Annotated in this window: 22 protein-coding genes; 12 read left to right on the forward strand and 10 right to left on the reverse strand. The window is 57.8% G+C overall.

What is annotated here, in order from left to right; all coding sequences use genetic code 11:
- Positions 1–82: 82 nt before the first annotated feature.
- Positions 83–883 carry a DUF1036 domain-containing protein gene (locus tag ABD050_RS29075; RefSeq protein WP_425542493.1) on the reverse strand — a complete coding sequence of 267 codons (801 nt, stop codon included), beginning with the start codon at positions 881–883 and terminating at the stop codon, positions 83–85.
- Positions 884–1,674: 791 nt separating this feature from the next.
- On the opposite strand from ABD050_RS29075, the gene ABD050_RS20415 reads away from it, so the two are divergent.
- Positions 1,675–2,052: a hypothetical protein gene (locus ABD050_RS20415; protein ID WP_343891346.1), complete on the forward strand. Its 378-nt coding sequence runs from the start codon at positions 1,675–1,677 to the stop codon at positions 2,050–2,052.
- 204 nt (positions 2,053–2,256) lie between these two features.
- Here ABD050_RS20415 and ABD050_RS20420 read toward each other — a convergent pair whose 3' ends face one another.
- Complete coding sequence (locus ABD050_RS20420) at positions 2,257–3,900, reverse strand: recombinase family protein (RefSeq protein WP_343891347.1); 1,644 nt, start codon at positions 3,898–3,900, stop codon at positions 2,257–2,259.
- A gap of 273 nt (positions 3,901–4,173) precedes the next feature.
- On the opposite strand from ABD050_RS20420, the gene ABD050_RS20425 reads away from it, so the two are divergent.
- From ABD050_RS20425 to ABD050_RS20440, 4 genes are all read left to right on the forward strand, one after another.
- Positions 4,174–5,535, forward strand: coding sequence for a hypothetical protein (locus tag ABD050_RS20425; RefSeq protein WP_343891348.1), 1,362 nt, complete (start codon positions 4,174–4,176; stop codon positions 5,533–5,535).
- 83 nt (positions 5,536–5,618) lie between these two features.
- The gene (locus tag ABD050_RS20430; protein ID WP_343891349.1) at positions 5,619–5,960 is read left to right on the forward strand and encodes a helix-turn-helix transcriptional regulator; all 342 of its coding nucleotides are present in this window, start codon (positions 5,619–5,621) and stop codon (positions 5,958–5,960) included.
- Positions 5,957–6,490, forward strand: coding sequence for a hypothetical protein (locus ABD050_RS20435; protein WP_343891350.1), 534 nt, complete (start codon positions 5,957–5,959; stop codon positions 6,488–6,490). Before ABD050_RS20430 ends, ABD050_RS20435 begins: the two co-directional genes overlap by 4 nt.
- A gap of 520 nt (positions 6,491–7,010) precedes the next feature.
- Complete coding sequence (locus tag ABD050_RS20440) at positions 7,011–8,177, forward strand: type IV secretory system conjugative DNA transfer family protein (RefSeq protein ID WP_343891351.1); 1,167 nt, start codon at positions 7,011–7,013, stop codon at positions 8,175–8,177.
- 216 nt (positions 8,178–8,393) lie between these two features.
- Here the strand turns inward: ABD050_RS20440 and ABD050_RS20445 are convergent, their stop codons facing one another.
- Genes ABD050_RS20445 through ABD050_RS20455 form a run of 3 tightly spaced genes read right to left on the reverse strand, consistent with a single transcriptional unit; the run spans position 8,394 to position 12,768 of the window.
- Complete coding sequence (locus ABD050_RS20445) at positions 8,394–9,842, reverse strand: hypothetical protein (protein ID WP_343891352.1); 1,449 nt, start codon at positions 9,840–9,842, stop codon at positions 8,394–8,396.
- A 2-nt stretch (positions 9,843–9,844) separates the two neighbouring features.
- On the reverse strand, positions 9,845–10,885 hold the full coding sequence (locus tag ABD050_RS20450; protein WP_343891353.1) for a toll/interleukin-1 receptor domain-containing protein: 1,041 nt from the start codon (positions 10,883–10,885) through the stop codon (positions 9,845–9,847).
- On the reverse strand, positions 10,882–12,768 hold the full coding sequence (locus ABD050_RS20455) for a tetratricopeptide repeat protein (RefSeq protein WP_343891354.1): 1,887 nt from the start codon (positions 12,766–12,768) through the stop codon (positions 10,882–10,884). The genes ABD050_RS20450 and ABD050_RS20455 overlap by 4 nt, the downstream gene beginning before the upstream one ends.
- 473 nt (positions 12,769–13,241) lie before the next feature.
- Between ABD050_RS20455 and ABD050_RS20460 the strand changes: the two genes are divergently transcribed.
- Positions 13,242–13,814, forward strand: a complete 573-nt coding sequence (locus ABD050_RS20460; protein ID WP_343891355.1) for a tyrosine-type recombinase/integrase — start codon at positions 13,242–13,244, stop codon at positions 13,812–13,814.
- A 131-nt stretch (positions 13,815–13,945) separates the two neighbouring features.
- Here ABD050_RS20460 and ABD050_RS20465 read toward each other — a convergent pair whose 3' ends face one another.
- Positions 13,946–17,056, reverse strand: a complete 3,111-nt coding sequence (locus ABD050_RS20465; RefSeq protein ID WP_343891356.1) for a phosphorylase family protein — start codon at positions 17,054–17,056, stop codon at positions 13,946–13,948.
- Positions 17,057–17,434: 378 nt separating this feature from the next.
- Here ABD050_RS20465 and ABD050_RS20470 point away from each other — a divergent pair, with 378 nt between their 5' ends.
- The 3 genes from ABD050_RS20470 to ABD050_RS20480 all read left to right on the forward strand — a co-directional run bounded on the left by ABD050_RS20470 (position 17,435) and on the right by ABD050_RS20480 (position 18,723).
- The gene (locus ABD050_RS20470; protein ID WP_343891357.1) at positions 17,435–17,926 is read left to right on the forward strand and encodes a hypothetical protein; all 492 of its coding nucleotides are present in this window, start codon (positions 17,435–17,437) and stop codon (positions 17,924–17,926) included.
- Positions 17,927–18,010: 84 nt separating this feature from the next.
- Entirely contained in the window at positions 18,011–18,508 is a 498-nt protein-coding gene (locus ABD050_RS20475) for a Ros/MucR family transcriptional regulator (RefSeq protein ID WP_343891358.1), read from the forward strand.
- Between the two features lie 20 nt (positions 18,509–18,528).
- Positions 18,529–18,723 (forward strand): DUF6961 family protein, encoded by a 195-nt coding sequence (locus ABD050_RS20480; protein ID WP_343891359.1) that lies wholly within the window; start codon positions 18,529–18,531, stop codon positions 18,721–18,723.
- Positions 18,724–18,778: 55 nt separating this feature from the next.
- On the opposite strand, the gene ABD050_RS20485 is transcribed toward ABD050_RS20480, so the two are convergent.
- A complete protein-coding gene (locus tag ABD050_RS20485) occupies positions 18,779–19,180 on the reverse strand; it encodes a hypothetical protein (RefSeq protein ID WP_343891360.1) in 402 nt (133 codons plus the stop codon).
- Positions 19,181–19,287: 107 nt separating this feature from the next.
- Between ABD050_RS20485 and ABD050_RS20490 the strand changes: the two genes are divergently transcribed.
- Positions 19,288–19,914, forward strand: coding sequence for an SOS response-associated peptidase family protein (locus ABD050_RS20490; protein WP_343891361.1), 627 nt, complete (start codon positions 19,288–19,290; stop codon positions 19,912–19,914).
- A gap of 27 nt (positions 19,915–19,941) precedes the next feature.
- Here ABD050_RS20490 and ABD050_RS20495 read toward each other — a convergent pair whose 3' ends face one another.
- The 3 genes from ABD050_RS20495 to ABD050_RS20505 all read right to left on the reverse strand — a co-directional run bounded on the left by ABD050_RS20495 (position 19,942) and on the right by ABD050_RS20505 (position 21,571).
- A complete protein-coding gene (locus ABD050_RS20495; protein WP_343891362.1) occupies positions 19,942–20,256 on the reverse strand; it encodes a hypothetical protein in 315 nt (104 codons plus the stop codon).
- Positions 20,256–20,678 carry a hypothetical protein gene (locus ABD050_RS20500; RefSeq protein WP_343891363.1) on the reverse strand — a complete coding sequence of 141 codons (423 nt, stop codon included), beginning with the start codon at positions 20,676–20,678 and terminating at the stop codon, positions 20,256–20,258. The genes ABD050_RS20495 and ABD050_RS20500 overlap by 1 nt, the downstream gene beginning before the upstream one ends.
- A 491-nt stretch (positions 20,679–21,169) precedes the next feature.
- A complete protein-coding gene (locus tag ABD050_RS20505; RefSeq protein ID WP_343891364.1) occupies positions 21,170–21,571 on the reverse strand; it encodes a hypothetical protein in 402 nt (133 codons plus the stop codon).
- A gap of 124 nt (positions 21,572–21,695) precedes the next feature.
- Here ABD050_RS20505 and ABD050_RS20510 point away from each other — a divergent pair, with 124 nt between their 5' ends.
- Both ABD050_RS20510 and ABD050_RS20515 read left to right on the forward strand, forming a co-directional pair.
- Entirely contained in the window at positions 21,696–22,358 is a 663-nt protein-coding gene (locus ABD050_RS20510; RefSeq protein WP_343891365.1) for a hypothetical protein, read from the forward strand.
- Between the two features lie 180 nt (positions 22,359–22,538).
- A complete protein-coding gene (locus ABD050_RS20515; protein ID WP_343891366.1) occupies positions 22,539–23,312 on the forward strand; it encodes a hypothetical protein in 774 nt (257 codons plus the stop codon).
- Positions 23,313–23,436: the final 124 nt, after the last annotated feature.

The following is a 23,436-nucleotide window of genomic DNA, read 5'->3' on the forward strand; positions in this document are numbered from 1 at the left end:
TGCATAAAGTGCCGCCTTGGCAGAACGGCTCGGATGCTGGCCAGTCACCTCGACGAATTGATGATGTAGGCCCAAGGATTCGCTATGGATTGAAGTTATACGTCGCTTTAGTGGAACTTTGTGCTTCCCATTTCGAAAATTTCCTTACATTATCCGGACATCTTGAGCTAGACATTTGATCGTCATAAATCTCAAATGGGCCGGGATTAGAAACGCATTCCCTTGTGTCCCCTGTCCAGATCCACTTTCTTCCATCGCTCTCCGCATAAACATAGGCAATACTGTTATTGCTATCAAAAAGTGCATCACATTGTCCGCTCTCCACAGTCCACCATCCCTGACTTTTCCATCTTGAGTTATTTACATCAACATAATAAGCCGCAACATGTATTTTTATGTCTGATTTGTTGCAGACTGTCCACTCGATTGACGCGGAACTATTCCGCTCTATTCGGAGCGTAGGTGCTGGAGGCGGCGGAGGCGTTGCTCGCGGTGGCGTATATACTGGCGCTGGCGGAGTATATACTGGTGGCGGCGTATACTGCTGCTCTGAACTCGGCGAATCTTGTGGAGGCGAGCTCCTTCGCGGTTGCCCACTGGTTATCGGAAAGTGGCATGTCCCGTATGTGCCTGCGTCATTGCCCGAAAGGAATTCACCGTTAAGGGCATCACACTTTTCGCGCGCCACCCAGCCTTCCATACACCAGCCTGGCCGGTCAGGCATTTGCGACGAGGCGCTATCGCCGAATGGCTGCATGGGACAGTCATAGCCAGTTTGAGCGATTGCCGGGGCAGAACTACCTACAAGAACCAGCCCCAACAAAGTGGCGCTGGCGCACAAAGCGATCGCTAACAGGGCTTTGCCGTTCATCCATGGTGCCATTTCACAAGCCCCAATCGCTATAACTATCGCACGCTACCTTTTCCTTCCGCCTGCGTCACGAAAATCTGCGAAGACCCCTGGAGTTCGCTAACCGCCTCGTCGCGATATACCGACTGATTCTGTCATCTCCACCGGCGCAAACGTCTCACACGTTGCCTGTAGAGCCCTCAACTCCGCCAGCAGCTCGCCGCCGTTCAGAGCGTCGGCCGCGGTCGTGATGTCGAGTAGGAATTCTTGCGCCGCTTCCATCCACTCAGGTGGAGAGGTGCGAACTTCCTCTACTACTCCCAGCAAATATGCATGGAGCGCATAAAGTGACGCCTTGCCACCGCTCGGGTTGGGCGAAGGTTCGGCAACGCATAGGACGCGTCGGCGTTGGTGGGTAGAAATGCCAAATCAACTGCGACATCCCAGTCAGAATTTCTCGGTAACAACCCTCGCGATCGCGATAGCCACCCAACCACGCAGGGCGTCATTTTATGCGAATTCGCTGACGGCTGCCCACTTTCGTTTCGCTCAAATTTCGGGTATAGATGCTTCCGGTGCTGTGTAGAAAACACGGTTCCGTGCACCCTGGCGCCCAGGGGTTTTGGGTATTTGATGCGGGCAGGGCCCGTTCTCTCGCTCCCGGGTAGCCGGTAGAGCCGCCGCCGACCCGCTCTGGCGCCGATATCTGTTTGCCAAAAGAAAACCTCCAGATCCGCGCGGAATGCGAATCTGGAGGCCTAGCGGCGAATTTAAGCTCGCAGCCAATGCGGGGTGTTACCCATAAAAGCCCATCGGAGGCTTTCATGAAGAAGACACCTCAACATCTGATAATTATATCTGCTTTAGGCACTTTTTTCCACTGCGCTCACCTGACGGTCGCAGTTACGGAACAGTATCTATCAATCCCGCGGTATTCATGGCTCGACATTTTTTCTAGCTATTTAGTTGCTGCATCGGTCTGGCTGTTCCTATTCAAGCTGCTACGCCCTAGCCTGTGTCTGTTGGCGTGGTGCATCCAGATCCTTATTCGCGGCGTGGATGCAATCGGTGAGCTGGATTCAAGGATTGAGCGGTGGGCAAAGCGATGCGCGCATACGGCGTTTCGAAGCTTGGCCGATCGTTTCGCTGATTCAGCACCTGAAGGTGTGTCGGAAGTGGTCCCCCTTAATCAACCGCACTGACGGTTGTCGATAGGCAGGACTTAGGGACTTCAGGGACGTTTCCTTGGCGCCTGGCGCGCGCCATGATTCAATGTGCGTCAATGGTCATATCTGAAGCAAGTCTCGATGAATTCATCGACTTATACGAACGCGTTGAAGGCGAGCGCCTTCCGCGTGAGGACGCCAGAGAGATCGTAAACAATCCCGCCAATCTGTACCGCATCATCATGCGGCCTCCTCCAAACGAATGGCTTCAAACTGTTTCCGTAACGCCATGAGCTCGGCGACGAGCACGTCCACCTTGGGGTTACGAGAGAAATCCGTGATGTCCTTGAGAAATTCAACAGCCTCAGCGCGGTTTTGGCCATCAAAAGTTCGAACGTCCTCTACGACTCCCAGCAGATTAGGAATTGGTCCGAAAATAAGCGAACTTCGGAAGGGTTTCATGGCCTGAAACCTTACTATTTTCTCCGTCAGAAAAAGGTTCGATCCGGTCATTTTGAGCAACAGGGACTTTGCCTTGTCATCGGCCCGCAGAAACCATTCCACGGCCATTTTGCTGAACAAAATCACCTCTTCAAAAAGTTCGATCCGAATACGAGCAGCGAAGGCGCCCACGGATTTTGCGAGCGTTGAGCGTTCGCCTTCCAGGCGTTGACGCTCATTCACGAACTCCTCGTCGGTCATCAAACGGCGCAGGCGTAGGGCGGTCAATTCCCGTAGCTGGGTCGCAATCTCGATGGCGGCGGCATCGCGGGAACGTTGCAGCGCAGCTGCTACCTCCTCCTCGTGGCCAGCGTCCTGCTCAAGTTCTGTTCGCACCCAGGCCTCGATATCTGGGTCGATCGCAAGAGAGGCAAGGAAGTCGACCAGTTGACCCTCCAAGGCCTTCTGCTCGATCGATCGCTCAGGACAACGCGATGGCGCGCCCTTCTTGTTCGTGCAGTGATAATAGATGTAGCGATGGCCATAGCGGTTCACTTTGTGCTCGGCGGTGATGCTGCTCCCGCACGATCCGCAGCGAATGAGGCCGGTGTAAGGGAAAATATGCCGAGAGGAGCGCGGTTGACGATCACGGTTTAGTAGGAGCTGCACCCGGTCGAACTCCGCCTTGGTAACGACGGGCGGGTGCCTGCCATCATATATGCGATCACCCCACGGGATCTCGCCGCAGTAAAATCGGTTGCCGAGCATGCGATAGAGGGTTGAGAGCGCGAGCGGTCGTCCGCCGCTCTTTTTCTTCCGTGGCGTTAGAAATCCCCAATCGTCTCGCGCCATCAGATAGAGATCGTAGGGAGAATGCGTGCCAGCGAGCAACAGGTCGAAAATCCGCCGAACCAAGGGGAAATGGTCGGGGTGGGGGATGACCGTCTTCGTGTCAGGGCAGTTCTTGTACCCGATCGGCACTTGGTTTGGTCGCCAGCCCATTTCGAGCTTGGTTTGATTGCCACGCTTCACATTCTCAGAGAGCGCGTCGCTATAATATTTTGACTGCCCGAACATGATCTGGAGCATGAATTTGCCCTGAGAATTGTTCTCGAACGTGTACGTCGAGAATTTCAGGTCATGAAGGATGCCCTGATCGAGCAGGTAGATAATCTGGCCGCCATCGATCGAATTGCGCGCAAGGCGGTCGGGTGCCCACGCGATGATGCCCGCGGCTTCCCCTCGCTCAATCCGGTCCAGCATCGCAGCGAACACCGGGCGGCCCGGCGATTTCGCGCTTCTCGATTCCTCGAGAATTTCGACAATCTCGATGTCGGTGCGATCACCGGCAAATCGCTCCATAGTGGTTCGCTGGGAATCGATCGACATCACCTGCCGATCTTCATCCTCGGTCGATTTTCGGCAGTAGAGGAAATATTTCATATGGCATGGGCGACGTCCCTGAAGTCCCTAAGTCCCGGGAGCGAACACACGTCGATCTGGCGGCAGCATTGCCAGCCAGTGATTTGATCAATGCGTGGGGGGAGGGGGGCATAGTAGGGAGTCGACCGAATCCTACGCCTTGAATCGGGTTCGCGCGAATCGGTTATCCCCAGATTGTGGGCCTGAGCGCCACCAATGCCACGGCGTCACTCTACGAATATGCGCATATTCTGACGCCTAGGAGCGAAGCGTCGCTACCCGCATGCTTGGGGCATGAATACCGACACGCCCGTGCCGACACCGACGATTTCGCGCCTCTGCGCAGACGGCACGATGATCGAACTGCTGTACGACGCCGATCTGGCCATCACGTCGCTTGCCGTTTGCCGTCCGTCCGGAAAGGTATCGATCGAAACCCAGGTCGATCTGTCGACCGGCGAACGGCTGGTGTCCTATGCGCCCACCAACAACCTGTTCACGTCAGGCTGCGTGCTGCTGCCGTCCGAGGTAGGGACCTTTGACGACAAGGCGGAGCTTCTCGAACAGGTTCGCGCCTTCATTCACCACTACGTCGATCTCTCGCCCCTCTACGAAGACATTGCCGCCCACTATGTCCTGCTGACGTGGGTGCATGACGCCTTCAACGAGCTTCCATATCTGCGGTTCAGGGGCGATTTCGGCACCGGAAAAACCCGCGCGCTGCTCGCCATCGGGTCTATTTCATACAAGCCGTTCTTCGCGTCCGGGGCGTCGACCGTCTCTCCGATCTTCCATATCCTCGACGAGTTTGGCGGAACGCTGATCCTCGACGAAGCGGATCTTCGCTTCTCCGACGCGACTGCAGACCTTTCCAAGATCCTCAACAATGGGAACATGAAAGGCCTGCCGGTGCTTCGCACCATGACCAACCGCAACAGGGAACTCAATCCACGCGCGTTCAAGGTTTTCGGCCCAAAGATCGTCGGGATGCGCGAGAGCTTCGCAGATCGAGCCCTTGAAAGCCGCTTCCTCACCGAGAACACGGGCGGGCGCCCCCTCCGGCCCGACATTTCCATATACCTGCCCGACGCGATGAAGACCGACGCCCAGGCACTGCGCAACCAGCTGCTCGCCTGGCGCTTTGCGGCCCGGCACACCGTCGGTATCGATCCGAACCGCTTAATTGCCGGCGTATCGCCCCGTGCCAATCAAATCACTCTGCCGCTGCTGTCACTCATTGACGACGGAGATTTGCGCGACCGGATCGCCGCGGAGCTCGTGGCCGAGGAGGCGCGCGTTTCAAGCGAGCGCGCCTCTATACCGGACATCGCGGTGCTCGCGGCGATAACGGAGGCAGCGGCTGTATCACCAACGGCGCACATTGCCGTTGCCGACATCGCACGCCGGGTCTCCAGAAAAAATTCAGGAAGTTTTGAGAATTCTTTCACACCGAAAGCGGTAGGCTCGATCGTGCGGACAAAGCTGCGGTTGCCGACCGTGAAATCGAACGGCGTCTATGTGATCCCGAACACCGCGCGACCGGCCATCGCTGCACTTGCGACGAGACATGGACTATCGGCCGACGCCACGGATTCGACAAATGCAACAGCGCGTGGATTTGTTGCGCGAAGCGCAAAAAATGCACGCGGCGCATAAAGTGACGCCTCCGCTACCGGGCTGACGTACGCAATTATGAAAACTCGGCACACATTAGCTGCCGTAATCTAATCCACCCTGTCATGACACACTCGCAAACCGTGCAATCAAACAGAAAGGGATCGGCGCTGACCCAAGAGGAAATTGCCGGGCTGCTCAATGTTTCGCAGTCGACTGTCTCCAGGCTCGAACTTGAAGGTTCGTCGCCCACTCTTGAGCTCGCACTCGGCCTTCAGGTCATCTTCGGCGTTCAGCCGCGCGTCCTTTTCTCGACGCTCTATGCAGAGATCGAGGATGCCGTGATGAGGCGTGCTGCCGTGCTTGATAAGAAGCTGCGCCATATGAATGACCTCGTTTCGGAAAAGAAGAAGCGGCATTTGGCCTCAATGTCCAAGCGGGCGCTGGTAACCGGAAGGGGAGCATGACGCCGAAGAACCCGCTGGTTCTCGCGCTTCACGCGACCTCGCATGGATTCGGCTATGTTCTGTTCGAAGGCCCGTTCGCGCCGCATGACTGGGGCGCGGTGACGGCTCGCAACAACAAGAGCACTACATGCCTGGGCAAGCTCGAAAAGCTCCTCGACCGGTTCACGCCAGAATGCCTCATTCTCGAAGAATTTGGTCACGGTCTATCGCAACGCCGTCAGCGGCTAACCCTCCTGTACCGCAGTATGGCGAGCGTCGCCGCCAGCCGCAGCATCGACGTGTACGTATACACCAAGGCGCAAATCCAGGCCTGTTTCGTGACGGTCGGCGCCCGAACGCGCCACGAGATTGCCGACGCGATCGCACGGCAATTTGAAATCTTTCGCCACAAGCTGCCGAAAGCACGCAAGCCGTGGGAAAGCGAAAAACGCGGCATGGCATTATTTTCCGCCATCGCGCTTATCCTCACCCATTACCGATTAGGTGCGTCCCAACTGTTCGATGATCTTCTGCACGATGCACCCGGCTGATCTTGAGGTCGAAACCGCGACCGCCGGGAGGGTAAGCAGACGTAAAGGAATGTACGGCTGCAAGGCGTCCAAATATCCGCCCGCGCATAAAATGGCGCCGTTGCAAATTTCCAGAACCTGCGACCATGGATACTGCTCGGCCGAGCAACCGTGAAGTGCCAACCCAAGTACATGGCCTTCCTGTTCACTGACCTAAAAAGCGGCTCAAGCGCACCTCGTGTGATACTCGCGGCCAGCATGGCTTGCATGGGCGGCAACCGAAGCCGCGCCCAAGAACATCGAAAGCCCGAAAAGCACACCAGCCCGCAAAAGATGAAACACGGACGCGGGGCGGATCACGAGCCTAAACTACAACAGACCCATTGGGTCTGTTTTTTCATCGCCGAAGCGAGCCGAGAGGCCGCCGCACCGTATCGGACAGCTCCATGTCCCGCCACGCCCTGATTGCTGATCGCTCAGTATGTACCGGCGCATGAATGGACGCCGTGCATGACGGGGGCGGCCCCGGCACACTTTCAGTATGAGTGACGAAAACCGGAAAGTTTCATATCTGGGTACGACGAACTTCCGCCGGAGCTTCGTGCCCTTCGGCATCCGACAGGCCGATCGGTTTTCGCACATCTATCTGATCGGCAAGACCGGCGTCGGCAAATCGACCATGATCGAACATCTCGCACGCCAGGACCTGGCTGCGGGCCGCGGCTTCGCGCTTATTGACCCGCACGGCGATCTCGCAGAGCGGATTAAGCAGGAAGTCGGGTCTCGTCCTGACACCTTGTACCTCGACGCCGCCAACCCGAACCAGCCGCTTGGATATAACCCGCTTCGTCGGGTGGCAGCCGAGAAGATTCCGCTCGCGGCCTCAGGCTTGCTTGAGGCCCTCAAAAAGCTCTGGCCCGACGCCTGGGGCGTTCGCATGGAGCATGTGCTGCGCAACAGCCTGTATGCGCTTTTGGAACGCGAAGGATCGACCCTCCCCGACATCCTCCGCCTCTACCGAGACGACGCGTATCGAAAGCAGGTCGTGGCCGGCATCAAGAATTCGGTGGTGCTCAGATTCTGGTCCGATGAGTTCGCCGCATATCCCGACCGCTACCGTGCCGAAATCGTGGCGCCGATCCAGAACAAGCTTGGCGCCCTCCTTACCGATCCGCGCCTGTACCGGGCGCTCGTGTCGCCCGAGCAACCCATCAGCTTCCGACGCCTTATGGATCAGGGTGGGGTGCTTCTCGTGAACCTCGCGAAGGGCCGGCTGGGAGAGGACAGCGCGAGCGTCCTTGGCGGGCTTATCGCCGCGACCATCGGACTGGCGGCGCTGAGCCGTGCCGAAGACCCGCCCGAATCCCGCCGCACATTCCATGTCTACATCGACGAGTTTCAGACCTTCACGACGCTCTCGTTCGTGAACATGCTGCCGGAACTGCGCAAATACGGCGTCTCGCTCACCTTGGCTCACCAGTACCTGCACCAGCTTGACCCAGAGGTTCGCCACGCCGTGCTCGGGAACGCTGGCACGCTCATATCGTTTCGGGTGGGGCCGGAGGACGCAGATGTGATGGCGGCGGAATTCCAGCCCACCTTCGAGACGATGGACCTGACGAACCTGCCCAATCGCGACTTCTATCTGAAGCTGATGATCGATGGTGCGCCAAGCAAGCCGTTCAGCGGACGAACGTTAGACCAATGACCCCGGTGTTCATGGGGCTGTGCAAGCTCGAGGCTCGCGCGGGAACGCTAGCTCGTACAACGTTGCAGCCTGGTTTAGCCGCAGCCGGCCGTTGTCCCGTCAGGGGTATTGCCGACCTTTATCTCTCGCCGCCGACCAATGCGATCGTCTTATGTGTTGATGAGAAGCGGTAGATACAGACGCTTTCATGGTCGACAATTATACCGATGCCGCCCGCTAAGGCTTGGCAGCGCCTTCTATTTGGCGGTGTTCATTTGGCATCGCTGCAAGTACCTGAGAAACAATCAATATTCTGGCGTCGACCAAGTGATACTCGGAATCTCGGTGAGCCTCTCGCAAGACGCGGGCGTATTTCGTGAGCACATCCACATAGTTCTCATATCTGGTCTTTAGGGAATCCGGGTTGTATTTTGAGGACACGAACGAGCACGAGCTGAAGCCAAAATTTAATACATATCCTTTGTCGAGCTGGGCATGTTCAGTCGCGGCCCACCCACTGTTTGGATCGTTACGGGTACCATTTATTTGATAGCCGATATCTTCCGGAGATTCCTTTGTTAGAGCTTCGAAAAGCGGGAGCGCGCGACGATAAGAAACAATTGCAAGGTCGGTATCATGACTTAAATAGGCGATGTATCCTAATCGCTCCCAATCAAAGGCTATATTTCGACGGGAATATGACGATTTCTCCAACACAAATACGTGAGTATCGTCAGAAATGATCTCATTTTGTCGCTTTATGGCATCCAAATAATTGCCGTCTTCAACTAAATTATCTACGAGTCCAGAAACTGCATGGGTGTACGCGTACACCTTGTCTCTATCATTAGGGTATTTCTTCAGTTCTTCTAAATGGTATTTCAATATATCGTTTCTGATGACCTCCTCATCGTCGCGATTGCCGATAAGAGAGAGCTGCAGTGCTACCTCCATCCATGCGTCAATTTTGTCGCACTGCGTTGTCGCGTTGTTAACGGCGGAATGCAATGCGAACAATACCTTGTCATTGTCGCCAAAATACAAATCGGCCAAAATTATCCAGTCGTGATAATTTCTAGGGTCAAGCGCGACTATTTCCTCATACCTATCGATGATATTCGAGATATCAATTTTTTGCCGAAGGTAGGATTCATAGGCCAGCATCGCAATTCTACGCGCTTGTTCTGCGCTGGTGAAATTCTCGCGAGCTCTGTCCGCAGCGGCCATCGCGTTGTGATCTGCGGCCCGAAGCCTATCGAGAATCTCCAACGCTTCGACTTCCTGACCGGAATTGTATTTTTCGAGAGCTTGGGCACCTTCGGGCGTACTGGCGATATCCGTTACCGAGTTGCGGAAGACTGCAATCGCTAACGCATATGCGTGGTCCCGTTCGGCGAGTGCCGCAACGAGTCGGTTCTGTGCGGCGGCCAGTTCTGCGATTTGCCGGCGTCCCGCACGCACCTCCCGCGTCATCGAAGCGATGTGCGCCTGCTCTGCGCGCAGCTCGACATCGTATGTCCTTGCCAACGCGGATTGCGTCGCTGAAGCGTTATACAGTGCTGCAGTTATCTCAGCAGCAGCATCACTCGATGTCGCGACAGCCGTCACCAGTGTAGCGGCCGGGGAGGGAGCCGCCGCGACCGCCAAGAAAAGCGCTGTCACCACGCCAAGGATCCGATGCTTCACCGTTAGGCTCCGCAGCTTTCGCGCTCAACTTGCGTTCGTTGCGCCAAACCGCACTCGGCAGTGCCGTCAAAGCCGCAAACCGTGCCTTCACCGGTCGCCTCGCAGGACCAACTCTCCACGCGCGGCATGGCGGAGACGTAATGGAACAGCGTTCCTGAACCAAATCCCCTGCACAATATCTCGGCGCTTTTCTGCGACGTGGCGATAGCGCGAGCCTGTGCTTCTCCGCGCGATGGCGCCGGAGTGAGATTGCCGGGTTGATACAGCCTCAGCGAGTGAGTTGCCAGCGTCCATTTCTCCTCGATCCACGTCCGTTTGGCCGTGATCAGGTCGGCGGCTTCTTGACGATAAGCGCCGCGGGGAAAGGTCTGAACGAAGGTTCTGAGTGACTGGCAGTTTGCTTTGGGCAGCTGTTCCCAGGCCATGCGCTCGTCATGGTTTGGCCGATTGCCGATGCCGATCTCGCCGCAACCGTCCGAAAGGCTGGGTTGCAGGCCGGGCATGGTGCAGACCTTGGAGGCGACGCCGAAGGTGTTGAAGGAGAAGGTTGCTATCGCTGCTAATCCGGCGGTTGAGAATGCACTGTAGATCAGGCGGCGACGAATACGCGCTGTCGGGCCGGATGGCTTGGGTACCGGTTGACCATTCAGTTTGGCCTCGATCGACTTGACCAAATCTTGAAGAAATGGGTCATTAGGATCACCTTTCCAGTGCGATAGATCGATCGCCTGTATGTCGCCGAATCCCAGTGGAATTCTCACACGATCGAGGAGGACGGGCACCAAAACATTGTGGGTAAGCCCCCTCGAAGCCTCGTCGCGAACGTACCGATTCTCCGGTCCGGTGCTGGCGTGGGTCCACAACACCACCACACAGCCGGCGGTTTCGACACGCTGTTCCAGATTCTCGGGCCAGCTTTCGCCGCCAGGAAGTTCGCGGTCCCACCAGACGTTAACACCGGACTTTTCGAGCGCTTGGACAAGCCGGGCGACGCGCAACTCGTCCTCGCGCTTATAGGCGATATACACATGCGGGGCGGTCATGGGCGGACTTCCTCCTGCTTGCGAGATGCGTCGAGCATGGTGCGATCCTCGGCGCTCAGCATGCCCTTGGCCTCGAAAGGCTCCATCAAGGCGATCACCTGCTTCCAGGTGACACCCGAATCAGTCAGGCGCGCGAGCCCGTCGAGCGCGATCCACTGATTCCGCTGCCATTCGATATTGGCTGGATCGACCGCGATTAGTTTCTGGGCCACCTTGAGAGCCTGCTGATAGCTCGTGCGGGCACCGACGAGATCACCTTTCGCGGCTGTTGCTTTGGCAAAATCGGTCAGAATCTGAATAAACTCGCTGACGAAATCGCCAGTACCCGGACCGGACTCAATCAACTGCTGCATGGTCGCGGCAGCTCGCCGGAAGTCGTCGAGGGCGTCGGCGATATCGCCTTGTGCGAGCATTACCCTGCCGCGGTAGTATTCCAGATCCGCCATTTGAGCCTGGACCATGAGGTTGCCCGAATTGGATTTTGCGGTCGGGCCGAAGATCGCCACGGCCTCGTCCGCGTCCTTTCGTGCGTCCGTAAGCTTCCCTCGGGACAGCTCGATATCAGACAATATTTCAAGCGCTTGGGTGACAATCAATTGCTTGAGCATGTTTCCGGGCTCGGTCTGCAGTTGCCGACGAGCAATGGAAAGTGCTTCCTCTGCAACGCTCTTGGCGGCCGCCAAATCACCTTGCAGCTTTACCGTCCGTGACGAGTCCAACAAAGTTCGTTCGAACTGAAGCACCGCGATACCATTGCTTGGATCGGTCGTGATCAGTGCCCGATGCGCGGTTAAGAACAATTCGTAAATGTTGCGAGCCTCAGCATAATGACCCAGCGTCCTGTATAGTTCGCCACCTGCCAGTCCCAATTCCGACAATTGAGAGAAAAGGTCGTACTTCGGATGCGCTTGTAATAAACTCCCAGCTATCTGCAGCGCCTCGCCGATCTTTAGCCCTGCATCGGCTGCATGCCCTTGCTCGCGCATGTACGATCCCAGATTCCCGAGGCTTATCGCCAAACCTACCTGTGCTTGGACGTCCGCCGGATTGGCCCCGGCCCGACGACGAGCGATCGCCACCGCCTCATCCAAGACCTTGCCTTCTTCCGCTATATCGCCGTGCAGCAACAAGCTGTTCGCCAAAAGATCTAGCGCCATCAAACGTTCGGAATCGTCCTGGGCTAAGCGCTGAGCCTCGCGAGCTGCGTGCAGACCATCCGGCAGACGGTTTGCCTGCGCGTAAAGGCTCCCCAGCACCGACCAGTCCGTCGAGACGTTTGAATCGAGAGCGACGACTGCCTCAAAGCGCGCTATTACGTCGGCCGTGCTCAGTTTTCCCCGCCATTGAGCCTCGAAGGCGAGCATCGCGATTCGCCGCTTTTCCACAGCGCTTTCGATAGCGTCGCGCTTGGCGCGAGCGGCATCGTTGGACGCGGCCAGCTTGTCGAGAATCGCCAGCGCGCCGGCTTCGTCGCCGCTGTTGAAACGCGCCAGCGCTTTCAGCCCTTCAGGCGTTGAAGCAATATCGGTCACACCGCGCCGGAAGATTGCAATCGACTGCGCGTAGGCGCGGTCCCTCTCCGCCAGTTGCGCGACGAGTGATTCTTCGGCCGCAGTCAGCTCGGTGAGCCTGGCCCGCCCGTTGTCCGACAGTTCCGATCTCTTGGCCCTTTCCGCACTCAGTTGCTTTCTCAGTGTAACGATCTGTGCCTGCCGCGCCCGAAGATTGGTGTCGTAGGTCTTCGCCAGCGCGGCCTGCGTGGCCGATGCATCATAGAGTGTAGCTGCCACCTCCGCAGATGCGTCTGTCGTGGCTTGGGCCGGCACTGCTGCGACGCAGATGACAAATGCACCAATGATTGGAGCAATGTGAGACTTCAGCACAGCGACTCCCCCCAATCGATCGCGTTATTTCTATCGTAACAGATGCACAAGGATCGGACGACGCGTATTGAGAGGTATAGCCTGCTAAAGAAGGCTAGGAGAGGATGGTCCGATGGCTGGCACCAAGTAGCGTGTAAGCCGTGAGGATTTTACAGTTATTTTGATGCATCATTGGCAATCATCACCGCGGCGCGCGCGGGCTGGTATGACGGCCGCGACCGTCGAAGCGCGCGTCTCAGGGTGTGGCAAATCCACGATCCGCGGCGGCCACGGGCGGTTTATGGACAAAGCTGGCGACAATGGGCCGCAAAGTAGGAGGTGCCGTAATCTAAAGTAACTTCGCATATATCTACATTGATTTACAGCTGTACCAAACGATACCTAATTTGGTATAGTACTTAACACTATGAGGCATTCTGTTCATCAAATTACTAGAAGTCAATGGCTCGCGAAGTTCCATTAAGGCGAGCGGTATGTTGTATGACGCATCGGGCAATCGGAAATATCTCACCATTCGGGAACGGCGACGCTTCATTGAGATAGCGCGGCATCGCGCACCCGATGTCGAGACGTTTTGCCTTACTCTCGTCTACACGGGTGCCCGCATCTCCGAAGTGCTTGCGCTCAAAGCCACCAATATCGATCGGGCTGCCGGCATCATTGTGTTCGAGAGCCTCAAGAAGCGGCGCAGAGGCGTATATCGTCAGGTGCCCGTTCCGCGCGAATTGCTTCAGCGCCTCAACGCGAGCCATGATCTTGGCCACGCAGATCCCGCGATGAAATTATGGCATTGGAGCAGGACGACAGCGTGGAAGCGCGTGAAGGAGGTGATGCACGAGGCGGGGATTCCGCTTTTCTGCGCGATGCCCAAAGCGCTCCGACATGCCTATGGCGTCGCCGGAGTGTCCGAGGCCCGAGTGCCCCTTAATATGATGCAGAAATGGCTAGGCCACGCGCGCATCGAAACCACGGCGATTTACGCGAATGCCGTTGGCCAGGAAGAGCGAGCAATCGCTAGCAGAATGTGGTCTGGGTGGGCGAAATAGACTGTACTTTCGCATTGCACCGAGATGTGATCATTCAGCGCGGCCAATTGCGATCCAAAAACTTGGCCTTGGTCAGATTTCCCTTCTGACCAATCTTGCTCGAATGGTTATGATTGTTATGCGTACCGACATCAGTCTACCGACTTTGCTGCTGTGTCTTTATCTGGTTCGCGCTTGACCATGCGCCTAAGCTCCGCCTTGTTGATAGTAAGTTCCACTGGCCTTATGGCTTCGTCAGCGATGTCGAGAAGAACGAGACGGTCGTCCTTGCGCCAGTGATTCCAGTAAACGCGGGCCAAGTAGTGCGAAGCCAGAGTGATCCTGAGGAAGGTCGCGCGCGGTAGGGCCCGAATCGCCTCCCTGAGTGGCGCTTTACCACGTGCAACGTCGATGTCGGCCAGCCACGTGCCGTGGACGATTTTCTCCATGGGACCGTCCGGCGGGGACCCGGCGACGCTGGTGGCGAGCACTCGCTGACGGGCCTGTTCGCACATAAAGCTCATGACGCGTCGCACCGGGTCCGCCATGGCCGTGTACTCGAGAATGTCCAGAATGGCTTCGATAAAGCGCCTCTTCTCCTCCGGATCGTCGGGACCCGGAAGATCCGCCAGAGTTGCATCGGTGGTCAACTCCCGCCTAATGGCCTCGAAGTCGATCTCCATCTGCGCGCGGCTCCACTCGTCAATCAATCTCGACGCGCCAGTCACGATCGCCTTGACAAGCCGACGTTTGACGGCGGCATCCAGATGCTCGGCGCCGGATCCTAGAAGGACCGTGGCGGCCACCCAATGCCTGGCCATATCCGATAGCGGCTTCAGGGCGTCTTCGGGCGGGTCCTCGCCCTCCTCGTGCCCCCGGATCTTCTTCCGCTTTCGGCCGGAGGCCTCGCGGATGCGTTCGCTGAGGTCAAGCAGCTCCTGCTTCTCCTTGGAGGCGTCGATCCCGCTTTGAACGGCCTCGCTCGCATTCTTCAGACGCGCCCGAAGAGCTTTGGTCCGATTGGGCTGCCGGATGTTCGGAGGCGAGACGTCCTCGCCGAGCAAGATGTGGTTTGAGTCCTCCTTTAGTTCCAGCGCGCTTGTCGACGTTGCCAGCTTCTCGAAGACACTTGAAACGAACTGGTCGGAAGCTCCGATTTCTGCATAGAGGTCGAAAGTCGGCAGGTCGAAGTGTACGTCGTCGAGGTCGAAGTAAGTTGCGGCGCTTGCCGGATCGGCGGCCAGCTCAGCCGCCAACAGATATGATTCGATGAACGGCAGGGAGATGTGCACCGTGTCCGCCTCGAAGTGCATGATGCCCTGATCGAGGAAACCCTGCACGAACGCCATGGGGTCGATGTCGAAGTCGTGCTTGGCCGCGAAGTCCTTAACCCGCTGGATCAAGGCTGCTTGACCGAAGGTTCGCTTCTCGACGTGCATGTCTATGACCAGTCGCCGAAGGAAGCGCTCCCGTGTCGAGCGACTGAGAGCGACGTCGGCCTTGTCGCCAGCTACGATGAAAGTGAGGAAGCCGGTGACGGCCAGTTGGATCAGCTCCGACCTCCTGTTCGCCTGAAGAAGAGCCGCTAGCGTCTCCTTCGGAATGCCTGCGAAGTAGGTGGGGTGCGCGTCCAGTTCGAAGCGATTGAAGGTGTCCCGTAGCCGGAGCGCCACAACCTCGGCCTCCGAACCAGTCATCTCGAAGTTCTTCTGCACAAAATGCGAAATCTCGCTAAACGAAATGGGGCAGAGTTCGTACGGCACGGCTCCGGTCTTGGTTGAGAATTCCGTCTCGGCGATGAGATTCGCCTCGCCACGAGCCAGAAACACGAACTTCGCATCGGTGTGCGTGCCGACCTGCTCCACGACGGCATCGAGGCGGTGGGCAGAGCCGAAGGGGATGTTCTCCACGATGAAGACCAGCTTGGCGCCCTCATGTCCGAGGAGCAATTCGTAGTCCACGCCAGCAGCGCCGCCAAAGGTGGACCGCTTGCTGCGCATGCCCTCGGCGTCGATCACGATCGGCACGGCCTGTCTGCCGTCGAACTCGGCCGACAGCAGGTCGTTGGCGACAACCCAGCCTAGGCTCTGGTCGGGATACGTGCGGGGCAAGTTGACCAGGATTCTGTCGTGTCGGTCGAGCGCGGTGCGCACGTCCGTCGGGTCGATGGGTTTCGATCCGCGGAGCTCGTCCTCTTTCCGCTCCGGCCGGACGCGGGGGGTCGGCAGATGGTAGCCCTTGGGCTGCAGCTTGTACTCCGGCGACAGCTTTCGCAGCGCATCGTCGATCTCACGATCGATCTGCAGGAGCGCGTCCCCCAGAGCGTCGATCTCGTCCGTCGGATTGACGAGGTTTAGTTCGGTCTGCCTTCCGTGGTGGCGTGCCGAGAGGGCGGCCAGAAAACGCGGGTTACTTAACTGAAGTCGCAGGAACGAGGCCGCGTTCTCGGCCGCGAGCGAGCGGACTCGGCCCTTGCTCGCCTGCTCCAGTTTCTTCTTGTCCTTGTCGGCGAAGTCCGAAATGCCGCGGATGGCCAAGGCCGGCACGCCGTTCGCTTTCGCTTGCGCGAACACGCCGCCCGCCTCGGTCTCGATCGCGAGCAGGGACCGTTCAAGGTTGCGCAGCTTGCCGTTGTACACCTTACTCTTGCTGACCGCTCCGCAGACGATGTAGCCGTCCTTGGATGCGGGTTTGCCGATCCTAATACGGGTGCCCCCGGGTCCCGGCACCTCAGCCGCAACGCGGTCGAGAGCGACCGCCTCCCGCGCGTTCTGCCAAGCGAGGTACGCGGGACGTAGAGCGGGTTGGGTGCGCATGAAGCTAATTGCGCTCGTGAAGTTGAGTGGCGTTTCGTAGTGGGTAGGTGAGAACTCGGTTTCGCTGGTGTTGGCCTGACCGTCGCCGTCTTCGACATCGACCACCTTGGTGTTGTCGAGAACGTCGATGACGTTGCCGGTGTAGCAGACATCCGCCAGCCCCATGTCGTCGGACATGCTACCAGCGATGCCGAGGCAGACGATCAATCCGATGTCGTATTCGGACAGAAGAGTTCCGGCCGCCATGGCCGCCGCAGTCCGCCCCATCGCCTGCTGCTGCATCACAATCATAGACACGTCCGGCGAACCGCTCTCCACGATGTGACAGAAAGTCGTCGCAGTGCTGCGGTCCTCCGAGGTTGTGAACACCTCCATAAAGGGTATGATTTCGTCTTCGAGAGGCACTATCACCGCTATGTCGATATAGGGACGTTGTATCTTGTGCATTTCGTCTCCGTTCTCCCGATGTTCTAAGACTTGAACTCAGAAGCTGCAACGGCCTACGATCCACGCAACGACGAATGAACGCGGAAACGACTAATCCGCGCTCTAAAAAGAGCAGGCCGAAATGCGCCATCGTCATATCCGACGGCCCTCTATTTTTTAGCTTATAAACCCCGAAAGACCGGGCGCTGAGCGGCAGCCGATGCAGGTCGGACTCTCAAGATCTGTCGTTCTTCTATGGGCCAGGAATGGGCTTACGATCGCAGATTGTTTCCGGAATCCTGACGGGTGAGGTCGCGGATCGGTTAAGGGCTCGCCGAGCAGCAGGCCTCATGATGAACAGAATGCCTCATTCCGTTCGCGAACGGCCTGGGGGTGGTGATGGCGGGACGCATCAGAGCATGGCGGACGTTCGCTGCGATCGTATCGTTCGGGCTTGCGGCGGCCACGTCCGCCCAGGACTTTCCCCAGGCGTCGAGCATACGGACCATGGGATCAATGGAAGGCCATTCCGCCCCCATGGAGGCCTTCAGGCCGTCGCTTCACTGCGTGCACAAGGATGAGTGCATCGTCCTCGTCAACAATTCGACCGACTATTATGTCGTCGGCTTCTACATCGATGACGAAGGGACCGACAAAAAGGGCCGGCTCAAATGGTCGGATAACTTGTTCCGCCCGGACTTTACCCTCAGATACCATGAAGCTTGGTGGATTCACCGATCGACCAAGCTCGGCTGCGTGATCCTCGCCAAGGTCGAAATGCGCGAGCGCAAGACCCGTAAGCGCTGGGAGTCGGCGTTCAATAAGTTCGACCTCTGCAAGGATGGCATTCCGTACACGATCATTGCGCTCAACACGCCGCCGAAAGACTGATACCTATGGTAGCGGTATCCCAGCAGCGTTGACCTCGGCACCAATGCTTCTAGACACCGAAATATATCCATTTCGGAGATTGCTATGGCGGACGACGCTACAGAGCTGAACACGATCGAGCTCGCCACCGAACTCACGATCGCCTGGCTCGGCAATACGAACACCCGTGCGAGTGCCGAGGATGTGCCGACATTTCTCAAATCGATGCATTCGGCCCTGACTGCGCTGGCAACGCCAAGCGGTGAGGCGGCGCCGTCTGAGACCGTGCCAGAGCACGTTCCGGCCGTAACCGTGCGCAAGTCGCTCGCCTCGAACGAGCATCTCATCTCGCTTATCGACGGCAAGCCGTACAAGGCGCTGCGGCGCCATCTCTCGGCCAATGGCCTGACGCCGGACGAGTACCGTGCGCGCTACAACCTCAAGCCAGACTACCCGATGGTCGCGCCGGCATATTCGGAAGCGCGCCGCATGATGGCCAAGAAGATCGGCCTCGGCCGCAAGCCTGGACAAGGCGTGAAGGCACCTGCGGCGGGCGCACCGGCACCAAAGGCCCCACGCGGCCGACCGAAAAAGGCGGAATAGGCGCATGATCGAGGAGCACGGTGACACCTGACCAGGAGCGGTGGGCCGAGGCCTTGAAGGTGGAAGAGATCCACGGCGACAGCGCGCCAGTCTATATCGCTGAGCGCATTGGCGCGCTGGCCGAGGAGGGCGATCTGGAAGGCGTCCAACGCTGGCAGCAAATAGCGATCCGGCTCGATCAGCTTCGCTATCCGAGGACGTTCTTGCCTGGATAGGCGCTATCTTCGGGCAACCCCCGATCGCCCGCGTGAGTACGGCGTCGTGATGAGATCACTCTGCCACGACGTGCGCGGCGTCTGATTCAAAGCCGTACTCATCCTCATCGTCGAACACATGGTCACCTGCCATCTCGGCACGATATTGCGCTGTCTCCTGGGCGGTCGCACGTTCCGGGTGATCGCCCCAAGTCCGACCTACCGACACCCAATCGATTGGGGCATCGAAGGTCGCGGTGGCGCCCTCGATATGCATCGGGGCTTCGCCTGCCATCTCAAGCAGCAGGCCCTCGCCGATTACTCCCTTTAAAAGCGTTCCATCACTCACCGCGACGAAGAACGTCTCGCCGGGGTTCGGTGTCGGTTTGATTTCGAGGAAGGCGCCGACATCGCCGGATACCTTGATGATCGGGAAGCCGGCCGGGCGGGTGATAACAAGCGTGACTGTGGTGCTCATGCGTGCGTTCCGATTCGCTGCTCTGACTGGAGAACAATACGAGAACATGCATTCGGAGTCGAGTCACGCCACTTGCGTCTAACGAATGCGCCGCGCAGATTTCGGACATGTGCAATCTCTACAACCTCAAGACGACGCGCGCGGAGTATCTCGCCTATTTCCAAGCGAACGAAGATGCCCGCAACGAACTGACCGTCGAGAAGGACTACGCCGCCCCGGGCAAGCCCGGTTACGTCATCCGCGAGCAGGACGGCGCCCGGGTGCTGAGCACCATGAAATGGGGATTCCCGACCCGCAAGGAGCGGAAGCGCCCCGCACGCGAGGGCGAGATGCTTTACCTCTACGGCTGGTGGACCAATTGCCGGAACCTCGGCAACTCTATGTGGAAGCCGTGGCTGCTTAAGCCCGAGCATCGCTGCCTGGTGCCTTTTACACGGTTTGCAGAGCCTAAGGCGCCCGCCGATCGGAACGGGTCAGGCGATCTCAACTGGTGGTTTACGGTCGAGGATCAGCCGGCGCCATGCTTTGCCGGCGTGTGGAAGATCGATCAGGACCATGACCGGGTATACGCTTTCTGCACGACCGAGCCTAACCCGCTCGTTGCACCCAAACACCCAAAAGCCATGCCGGTTATTCTGTTGAAGGAAGACCACGATCGCTGGCTTCATGGCTCGATGGATGATGTGCTCGCGCTTCAGGCGGGTTACCCGTCGCAGATGATGGCGGTCAGCTAGGCAATCCTCCTAGGTGTCCACCCTCGATCACGATCGAAACCGGTTGATTGCGCGCTTCCACGTGCCGATGTCTGGCATCGGCAACCGGTCGAGCGTTGCCTCCTCCCGCACGAGTGTGAGTTCAACCCGCGTTGAAACCGGGCAGCGCAGGCACCGGAAACGGGCTGCGGCCTTCGTCAGCCGATTATCCCAGCCTTTGCGCTCAAAGTGCCACCAGAGCGCGTGCGGATCGAGAATGTTGGAATGCCCGCACCGACAGCAGCGGGCCTTGATCGCGTACTGGAAGGCTGCAGCCTCGAAAATGGTCGTGTAAACCCGAATGCCGTCGCGATAGTACGTCATTACCGCGCACCCGGGCGCCGCCTGATATGCACGAATACCGCGATCTCATTCGGGAACGCGGCGCAGGCTTTGGCTGACTTGAGGGTAACCGCATTGCTGATCGCGCGGACAAGCAGACCGTCATAGGTGGCCCAGAGCTCAGGCGGGATTCGGGCCAGGCGCCCGGCCCTGCCGCCGTCGATCGTCACTTCAACCGGATGAAGCGAACGATGCTCAGCGACCCATATAGCTATGCTCACAGGCTTCGTTTTCTCCACCCATTCCTCGGCGGCTTCCCGGAGCGGGAGCGTCGCAACGAGACAGCCGTCGGCGAGGATCTCGAACTTCGTTACCCCGCAATCGAACCGCTCCTTAATCTCGAACGGCCATTCAAAATCGAGCCAGTTCCGGTTTCGGAGAGAATCGGGGACGCGGGCGGGCATCCGGGTAACCTGCCTCTGCCACCTCCGATTCGGCAAGAACATTTCGCGAACATTCTTCGTTGCACACGCCGGTCCGCAATCCGTGACGCCATGGCAAAGCAGCGGCACGCACGACTGTGGCTTGATATCTCGCTTGATTCGCTTGCGACCGCCCGCATTATGCGCGACTCGACAGAGAGGAAGCCATGCTTCGCTGGTCCCTCGCACTTTCCGCGGCGTCCCCGATCGCAGATCCGCTCAGTGCCGCGACCAAGCCAACGCAGTGCAAACCCAGCAGTTTATAAAGTGCCCGCTCGCAGTCACGGTGCGAGGGGCCGCGCATCTCGCACCATTGCGATAAACTCCAGCACGCCGGCGCGTAGGCGCCCCGCGTATTCGGGTTGCGGAGGGCAGCGGTTAAGAATTCCAGAAAGCGGCGCCGTGCGCGAGCATTGGCAGGCGTGATCAGTCCGGCAGTGACAGTTCGCGCGCGGGACAAGGGACGACCTGTTTCACATCGCCATCCACTCGGGCATTATCGGCGGATTAGCAGGGTCTTCATTGATATGTGTCACGCCGAGCAGCTGGCGGTTTCTCTCCAATAGGCCCCACAGCTCAGCACCCGATTTAGACACGAATCTGATCGCCCCCGCCCGGACAAGAATTTTCCGAAGATCGTTATCGCTGAAACCTCCCAAGTGTATTTTAATCACGTTTAATGACCGCAATGGCCATTCCGATTGCAGCAACTCGTGCGCCACCCGCTCGGCTGCGTAATCGAGAACGAATTCACGCCTTAGCCGTCGCTCCGTGCTGGAGCGGGTGAGCGATGCCGTGACCAAACCTGTCACGAGGGCAACCAGCCCTCCGATCAAAGCGGCCATTACGGTGGCTTCGGCGGGACTAATGTCCATGATAACCCCTTCTACATCTGACAATACACATTATCATCTGCAGTAAAGCGTCACCAGAGTCTTGCCGCGACAATTAGTGATGATACACCGGCCTAACGATCCTGCTGACCGTAAGGAGTGTTGAATGTCCCGCCTGGCACGCACGACTAATGGCATATTTGCGGTGGTGGGCATAGCCGTCCTCGCCGATTGCTCTCCATCGAATTCGGCCAACACAGCATCCAATCAACCTGGCGCGACGACCATTGCTAAAGAATCTCCGCTCCTGCAATGGCATACCTTCACAGATCCCTTGACGGGAATGGCAAGCAAGAAAGTTGAGAAGGTGGTCGTGCTAGAACGGGCCGGTCAGGCTCGTCTTGTTGCTGGATGTGATGAGCGCGGCCCGAGGACGATTTCGATTAGCTTCTCCGCCGCTGACCAAACGCCACTTGCTGTTCAACGCGTCGAGACTACCCGGCTCATCACCTCTGGCGGTAGCACGCAGAATTATGGGCCTGCTCTTGATGGTTCTAACACTGTCATCCTTGACATATTGTCGCCCAATGGAAAGTCTAATCCGGACTCCTACGGCGAGGTACTGGATTCCGGGATTCCCCAAAGGGTCGAGATACCTTTGTCCGATGGAGAGACGCCGATCATTGACTTTGACAACCGAAATCCTGTTCTCGTCGGCGCATTTAAGGCATGCCCAGCAAACCGGTCGCTTGCCTCGCATATGCCAAACATTAACGACGCTCCCATGATCGATAATGGATCAGGCGCGTCCGATGACCATCCGAAGTGACGGCAACACATCAAGGCGAACGATTGTGGTGCAGCTCGCGGAGCGCATGAAATACGGGTTGGCAGCACCAAAAGCTCGCACCAAAAAAACGCTGTGAAAACCGCTTGATATGCCCGGGTTTCAACGCGCGACCAGTCGCATGGCGCCGGCGCTCATCGTGGTCGGCTTGGAGAGGAAAAGATGATTTTGATGCCCTCGGTCTCGGCTTTGATCGCTCAGACCGGCGTTTCGGTTATTGCCAGTTTCGCCGCAGCCTATGCGGTGCTCAAAATTCTTGGGAAAGGTTGGATCGACAGCTATTTTTCAAAGCAAATCGAACAGTTCAAGGCTGATCAGGCCGGCGCACTCGAAGAGCAGCGTCGCCAAATAGCGCTTCAACTCGAGCATATCAAGTTCGATAGCTCCAAACTCATGGACCGTGCTATAAAACTGCATCAGCAAGAATTCGATATTCTACCGACGCTGTGGGATCGCATCACCCATGCTATCGGCGCGACGCTGTCGCTGACCAATTCGTTTCAATTGCGACCCGAAATCGCCCATATGGGCGCTGGGGAACTGCAGGATGTTATCCGCCATACTCCGCTAACCGAGTGGGAACGCGGCAAACTAGTCGAGTTGCCGGCCGACGAGCGCAATGCGGCGCTATGGAACATGCTATCCTGGCATCGCTTCCGCAGTGCGACGGATGACCATTCTGCTTTTCACAATTACCTGATCTCCAAGGGGATCTTCATCGAAACGGTGCTCCGAGAAGAGATCCTCGCGCTCAGCAACTTGAATTACGATGCTTTGAAGGAGGTACGCGAGAAGTTGGAGTCCGGCGAAAGTGGAAGCATCGCGCGCAGGGCGCTAGAGAAGGGATGGCAAGCGCACTTCACATCGATTCAGGAGCAGATACGTGCGCGCTTGTTAAGCACGTCGCTCAGCGAAGAGGCTGCCCCGACAGCATGACTGCGCCGTGACATCGCAGAAGTTTTTGACATCAGCATAGGCCTCTCTCGGAAGCAGCTCGAGCTTCGCCGCCTGTTAGCCGAATCAATCTTCGTCGGTATCCCAATGGTATAGTGACCCATCG

The organism is Sphingomonas oligophenolica (assembly GCF_039522915.1).
Classification (GTDB): Bacteria; Pseudomonadota; Alphaproteobacteria; order Sphingomonadales; family Sphingomonadaceae; genus Sphingomonas; species Sphingomonas oligophenolica.

Bases quoted from the DNA above. Each gene is read 5' to 3' on its own strand.
- ABD050_RS29075 (WP_425542493.1), bottom strand. From the start codon at position 883: ATGGCACCATGGATGAACGGCAAAGCCCTGTTAGCGATCGCTTTGTGC.
- ABD050_RS20415 (WP_343891346.1), top strand. From the start codon at position 1,675: ATGAAGAAGACACCTCAACATCTGATAATTATATCTGCTTTAGGCACT.
- ABD050_RS20420 (WP_343891347.1), bottom strand. From the start codon at position 3,900: ATGAAATATTTCCTCTACTGCCGAAAATCGACCGAGGATGAAGATCGG.
- ABD050_RS20425 (WP_343891348.1), top strand. From the start codon at position 4,174: ATGAATACCGACACGCCCGTGCCGACACCGACGATTTCGCGCCTCTGC.
- ABD050_RS20430 (WP_343891349.1), top strand. From the start codon at position 5,619: ATGACACACTCGCAAACCGTGCAATCAAACAGAAAGGGATCGGCGCTG.
- ABD050_RS20435 (WP_343891350.1), top strand. From the start codon at position 5,957: ATGACGCCGAAGAACCCGCTGGTTCTCGCGCTTCACGCGACCTCGCAT.
- ABD050_RS20440 (WP_343891351.1), top strand. From the start codon at position 7,011: ATGAGTGACGAAAACCGGAAAGTTTCATATCTGGGTACGACGAACTTC.
- ABD050_RS20450 (WP_343891353.1), bottom strand. From the start codon at position 10,885: ATGACCGCCCCGCATGTGTATATCGCCTATAAGCGCGAGGACGAGTTG.
- ABD050_RS20460 (WP_343891355.1), top strand. From the start codon at position 13,242: ATGTTGTATGACGCATCGGGCAATCGGAAATATCTCACCATTCGGGAA.
- ABD050_RS20465 (WP_343891356.1), bottom strand. From the start codon at position 17,056: ATGCACAAGATACAACGTCCCTATATCGACATAGCGGTGATAGTGCCT.
- ABD050_RS20470 (WP_343891357.1), top strand. From the start codon at position 17,435: ATGGCGGGACGCATCAGAGCATGGCGGACGTTCGCTGCGATCGTATCG.
- ABD050_RS20475 (WP_343891358.1), top strand. From the start codon at position 18,011: ATGGCGGACGACGCTACAGAGCTGAACACGATCGAGCTCGCCACCGAA.
- ABD050_RS20485 (WP_343891360.1), bottom strand. From the start codon at position 19,180: ATGAGCACCACAGTCACGCTTGTTATCACCCGCCCGGCCGGCTTCCCG.
- ABD050_RS20490 (WP_343891361.1), top strand. From the start codon at position 19,288: ATGTGCAATCTCTACAACCTCAAGACGACGCGCGCGGAGTATCTCGCC.
- ABD050_RS20495 (WP_343891362.1), bottom strand. From the start codon at position 20,256: ATGACGTACTATCGCGACGGCATTCGGGTTTACACGACCATTTTCGAG.
- ABD050_RS20500 (WP_343891363.1), bottom strand. From the start codon at position 20,678: ATGCCCGCCCGCGTCCCCGATTCTCTCCGAAACCGGAACTGGCTCGAT.
- ABD050_RS20505 (WP_343891364.1), bottom strand. From the start codon at position 21,571: ATGGACATTAGTCCCGCCGAAGCCACCGTAATGGCCGCTTTGATCGGA.
- ABD050_RS20510 (WP_343891365.1), top strand. From the start codon at position 21,696: ATGTCCCGCCTGGCACGCACGACTAATGGCATATTTGCGGTGGTGGGC.
- ABD050_RS20515 (WP_343891366.1), top strand. From the start codon at position 22,539: ATGATTTTGATGCCCTCGGTCTCGGCTTTGATCGCTCAGACCGGCGTT.